The organism is Herminiimonas sp. CN (genome assembly GCF_000622895.1).
GTDB lineage: Bacteria > Pseudomonadota > Gammaproteobacteria > Burkholderiales > Burkholderiaceae_D > AVCC01.
In genome coordinates, this window is record NZ_AVCC01000128.1 from 1 (window position 1) to 5575 (window position 5575).

Annotated in this window: 4 protein-coding genes; all 4 read right to left on the reverse strand. The window is 60.6% G+C overall.

Annotation, left to right across the window (positions count from 1 at the left end; translation table 11 throughout):
* On the reverse strand, positions 1–989 hold a 989-nt coding region (locus tag HMCN_RS0116805), incomplete at its 3' end, for a tyrosine-type recombinase/integrase (RefSeq protein WP_025918470.1).
* The gene (locus HMCN_RS18040) at positions 986–1432 is read right to left on the reverse strand and encodes a hypothetical protein (RefSeq protein ID WP_155837617.1); all 447 of its coding nucleotides are present in this window, start codon (positions 1430–1432) and stop codon (positions 986–988) included. The genes HMCN_RS18040 and HMCN_RS0116805, both read right to left, overlap by 4 nt.
* Positions 1433–1973: 541 nt before the next feature.
* Positions 1974–2846, reverse strand: coding sequence for a DNA adenine methylase (locus tag HMCN_RS0116815; RefSeq protein WP_025918472.1), 873 nt, complete (start codon positions 2844–2846; stop codon positions 1974–1976).
* A partial coding sequence (locus HMCN_RS0116820; protein ID WP_025918473.1) for a toprim domain-containing protein occupies positions 2843–5575 on the reverse strand: 2733 nt, incomplete at its 5' end. The genes HMCN_RS0116820 and HMCN_RS0116815, both read right to left, overlap by 4 nt.

Sequence of the window (5575 nt, forward strand, 5' to 3'; positions counted from 1 at the left end):
CGCTTCAGCTTGGAAATCAGATCACCAACAGGCGTGCGGATCTTGGTAAATGGATTGGCGCGATCGGCCTCGGCCATTTTCTTGCGCATCGCCAGGTGCGTATAGATCGCGGTCGACTTCGGGTCGGCGTGGCCCATCAGCTCCTGGCGGATCAGCAGATCGACATCGGACTCGAGCAGCTCGGTGCCGTACAGATGGCGCAGCGCATGTGGGTGCAGCTGGCAGTCCGGAATGCCGGCGGTCTTGCCGTGCTTCTTGACGATCTCCCAGATCGCCTTCGGCGCCATGCGGCGGCGCTCGCCGATGTACTCATGCGCCGGCACCGTCATATTGTTCAGCGATATGAACAGCACCTTGTCGCCGTCGGCCAGCGTGCGGTCGATCGCCTGCAGATCTTCATGCTCCAGGTACAGGCGCAGCACCATGTCCACCTCGCGCGGTACCGGCATCGAGCGCTCCTTCTCGCCTTTCTCGACCACCTTCAGCATGTAGCGGCGATCGCCCTTGAAGTCCATCTGCACCAGGTTCGATTCATTCAGGCTCGATACACCTTCACGGCGCAGGCCGCAGCCCAGCAGCAGCGACAGGATCGCCGCATCGCGCACACCGTCGAACGAGGCGAAATCCGGTGCCCACATCAGCTTCTCGGCGCTGTCCAGCGTCATCATCGACGGCAGCTTGCGGCCCGTTTTCGGATACGACAGCCCCTCGGTCGGGTTGGACTTGATCGTGCCGGACTTGGTCAGCCACTTATAGAACTCGCGCACCGCAGCGATGTAAGGGCGGCGGCTCACGGCCGTCACGCCTTGCTTATGCAGCCAGATCCCGCCGAACAGCTGTACGTCGTCCACGGTGGCCAGCAGCACGTCGCGCCCGTCCAGGAACACCTCAAACCGCAGCAGCGCCGCGGTATAGGCCTCGGCGGTGCGCTTGGATGCGCCCTCGTTGTAGCGCTTCCAGTCGATGAATTTTGGGATCAGCGGGTTCATGCCTGGACCTTGATCGCTATCAGGGCGTTGGCGCACGCTTTATTTGGTGTATCGCCCTGGCCGCTGGTGATTATCTTGCGGCCCGCACCGAACTCTGGCGTGCCAATCGTGCCGCCGGCCGGCTTATCGCAGATGAAGGCCATCCACCCTGTCTGGCGGGTGTATGCCAACTCAAAATAGCAATACGGATTACCTTCCAGCATCGCACCATGCTGCGCAAGCAGGGCCTCGACATTCGACAACGCTTGGGTCTGCGCCTGGGCCTTCGCCTTGGCAGCCTGCTTCCTTTTGTAATGGGCACACGGCGTCGCCTTTTCCTTATCTATCCAAGGATCATCGCCGCAAAAGTTAAGGCAGTCGCACTTTTCGGCCAATTCTTGCGATTCCGGAGGGGGTACACAGGCATTGCAAGCTGTGGATGTATGGATAGGCTCTTTTTTCATGATAACTCCTTGATTTTATTAATTATTCACTTCCACGGATATCCACAAGTCAGCGTTTTCTCCACAAGTTATTCCGTGGACGCTTTTTTCAGCACCGCGCTTTTCCGTGGATTTCCGTGTGCAACCTGTGGATGCGTTTCGCTTCTTTTCTTGCCGCTCTTCCTCTTCTTTCTTCTTTCTAATCAATTATTTAGAGAGAAAGATAGAAAGAAAGACACCCAAAACACCAAAAATCAATAATCTGGAATACTGCGTCGATAATCTGGAAAACCGACCCTGACTTGTGGGCGGTACCCTCTCTAAAATCAAGGACTTAGCGAGTTATCCACCGCAATCCAGACGTTTTCTGCGCTGCCTGTGCTTCCCCTGCATAGAATTTGCCTATGGAGGCCCCCTTTCCTTCACGTTAAGCAGTTTCCCGGCCGTGCTTCATTTGCAGGGGGTACGGGGGCGGCGGGCAAGGGCGTGTTCAAACCGGAACCCCAATCGGTGCGCCGGTGGCGCATGCATTTATCGGCTGGGGAGGAAAGAGGGCCTGCATTCATTCCTCCATGGTGAACATTTGCAGCTGCTGCCGTTGTGCTTCCAACGCCCGCACGCAAGCCGGATTGAGCCAGACCACCTCGGTACGAAATTTGCCCCCATCAGCCACATGCCGTCGCTCGTAACGGGTCCAGGCTGCATATAGCTCCACGTCGTACAGTTCGGTCGGGTATCCGGACAAGACCACCATGCCGCGCACCTGGTGCAACACCGCCGCTAATTCACGGTGATCATCGTCCGCCATCTCATGCCGGTAGCCATGTGTCTTGTTGGACCGTCCAACGATGGATGAGCGGCTGCTGTGGCAATACGGCGGGTCGGCGTAAATCAGGGTCGTTTCCGAATCCATCCGGCCGATAACCTCGATCGCGTTGCGGCTTTCGATCACCACACCGCGCAGCCTGTCGGTGAAGGACGGGATCGCATGCGACCAGGTGGAGAACTCGACCGATGGCAGTACGCGCCCATCGGACAGCTTGGATCGAAAGCCTGTGCGACACGACCGCGTGGCTGAATCGCTGCCGTGTCCCATGAACGACTTGATGATCAGCTTATGCGCCTGCTCCATGTCATCGGCCGATGGCTCATAGGCCCAGTCGAATTCAGCCCGCGAAAAAGGTGTCAGCTCGATGCGTCGCTGTAGCTCGATCGCACGCTCCGGATCGCGCAGGATGCGGAACAGGTTGACGACACTGCCGTCGAGATCGTTGTAGCATTCGGCGCCCACTCTCGGCTTCTGCAGCAGCACCGACGCGGCGCCGCCGAATGGCTCGACATACACCACATGCTTGGGGAAAAATGACAATATCCACTGCGCCAGGCGAAATTTGCCGCCGTGATAGCGCAGCACCGGCCGTGTGACGGCGTTCATCCCGGACTCCGTTCCGTCGACGGCGTCGCATACAGCCCGAACGTCTTCAGCTTGTCCAGCGAGATCACCTGCAGGTTGGAAACGCGCTTGAAATGGATCGTGCGCTCGCAATCGCCGTCGATCACGCCCGCGTTCAGCATCTGTTTCTTGAATACGCGGTCGCTCTTCACCGGCAGGCCGTTCCACTTCTCGCGCAGGTGGTTGCTCGAGGAGATGTGATCCATGATGTGGCTGGTGCGGATCAGCAGCGCCGGGCTGGCGCCGCTGTCCCAGGTGTACGGATAGGTGAAGCGGCCGGCGGCGATCTCCGACAGCGCGGTTTCCATGATCCAGACCCACGGCTCGCGGTCGGCGCTGGTCTCGCCGATGTGGCGGTTCATCTCCTCGAACAGATCGGCGTCAAAGTCGCCCTGGTCGGCATCGATGCCGGCGTACTCGCACAGATACATCCACGCCATGTACACCGCCGCATAGTTGCCGCTCATGCGCAGCGCGCCGTCGTCCTCGCCGCTGGCGCGGGACGCATGCAGGCACATGGTGCGCACCTCGCGGTAACGCTCACGCACTTCGGCGCGGGACAGCCTGGACAGGAACTCCAGCCAGCCGCGCACCGGAAAGCGCGGCAGGTCGTCCGGTATTTGCGGCCCTTTCTTGCCGGTGATGTCGGTACGGATGATCTTGCCCAGTAGCGAGCGCACCGGCACATCCTCGCCGGCCAGCAGCACCGGCGCGCACAGCAGGTATTCGGTCATTTCCGAGCCGCGGCGGGTCACTGTGTACTGATAATTCTCCTGCAGCATGCCGACCGCCTTGTCGATCACTTCCTGACGGCGCGCAGACAGTTCTTCCCATCCGACCGGATGCGAGGTGTGGCTGATCGAGGTCAGCAGCCGGAACTCGGTCTGCAGCGACTGGCCGGAGAACATCGTCATCGCGATCGCGCGCTCGAGAGCTTTGATGAAGGTCGATTTTCCCGAGCCCTTGTCCGACTGGATCATCATGTGCGGCCAGAATCCCAGCAGGCATTTCAAATGGCAGCCCAGTGACCACACCAGCGGCAGCATTCCCGCATTCTGTTTAAAGGTGGACTGGAATGCCGCAATCACCGTGCGCGCATCGCGCACCGTGCCGGTCGGGAAACTCATGTTGTTGTACGGGCACTGCTTATCAGGCTCGGGAAAATAACAATCCGCGCCCTCGTTGACCGTCAGTTTCCCATCGCGGTACGCGAGACCGACGAAGTTCGCCGCATGGCGCGCGCCCAAGTCTGCGGTACGCTCCAGGATGTTGATCATCCGGCTGAATGCGGACGGGATCCACACCGGGCCAAACTCCTTCCAGCGCTCGATGTTGTGCAACTTTTTCCCATCCATCACCTCCCGCAGCAGCGTGGCGCCATCGCGCGCCGTCTGCACCGACACCACGTAATACACCCTCGGTTGATTGTCCGGATCGCCGGTCATGGTCGCCGTCGCACTGGCCACCGACACCCGCGACAGCGACGCCACCCTGAATCCGGCCAGATCGGACACCACCGGCGTCTCGATCTTGCCGCCGTCGCCGTCATCCTGCACATCCATCTTGCCGATGTAATTGCTGAAATCCGGCCGCACGCGGAACTTCCAGTACTGCGCAAAATCATGGGCCGGCAGATAGACCCGCTTCTTGCCCTGCACGCCGGATTCCGCCGGCAGGCCCGGGATCAGCCACGGCTCGTAGATATCGATCGCACGGCGCAACTTCTCCGGGCCCCACGCGCCCAGGTAATCGTTGCAGTCATTGATCGACTCGCCGTCTTCGTCCTTCCAGCCGGCCTGATCGACCAGCATGGTGCCGATGTTCAGCGCGGTCAGCTTCTCGACCAGCCGCCACGCAGCCTCCGGCCCCGGCCGATGGCCGGCCAGCTTGTGCCCTTCCGGCCACGGCAGATCGTTGTCCAGGCACACCACCACATGCTTGGCGCGCAGGAACGACCAGTCCACCAGGTCGACATTGCCCAGCCCGCGCAGCACCAGCACGCAGGCATGCGGGTCGGCAGTGACGATCGACAGCGCATTGATCGACGACTCGACGATCCAGACCTTGGTCGCGGTTTTGAGCTTGCGCCAGTCCATGCACCACGGCAGGCCGTCCTTCTCGCCCTGGGATTGCGTCTTCACGCCGCCGTTGATCTCCGGATCCAGATAGCGGAGATCCACCGCCAGCACCGCCGACGTAATACGGTCCCGCACAATGAACGCCGCCGCAGCGCCGCCGTGGCCGACCTGGCCAGCCTGCACCTTGGGCGACACCCAGCTATTGAAGCCCAGCGTCTTGGCGCGGATCGCCGCATCGATCGCCGCATCGCTGATGTGGCGCCCGTTCAGGTACTCGCGCACCTTCAGCGCTTCCGCCAGGCACTTGTCGGCGATGTACTCGGCGCGGGATTTCTCCGCCCGCGGCTCGTTCGATGCCGGTTTCTTGTCGAAAGGGATCCCGTATTCCTCATGCAAGAAGCGCATCGCCTCCGGCACCTCGGAAAAACCCTTGAAGTACATCACCATATCGACACAAGAGCCCTTGGCAAACGGCGTGCCATCGGCGCTGTAGTCGCGGAAGTACTTGCCGGTCTCCTTGTCGATCCCGATCGACGGCGACTTGTCCTTGTGGAAAGGCGAGTGATAGTTGGCATTCTCACCCTTGCCCCGCTCCAGCCCCAGCCGTTCAGCCAGGTCGTGCAGGTCAACCCT

What these genes read in the sequence shown, in the direction of transcription:
- HMCN_RS18040 (WP_155837617.1), bottom strand. Translation starts at nt 1,432, where the DNA reads ATGAAAAAAGAGCCTATCCATACATCCACAGCTTGCAATGCCTGTGTA.
- HMCN_RS0116815 (WP_025918472.1), bottom strand. Translation starts at nt 2,846, where the DNA reads ATGAACGCCGTCACACGGCCGGTGCTGCGCTATCACGGCGGCAAATTT.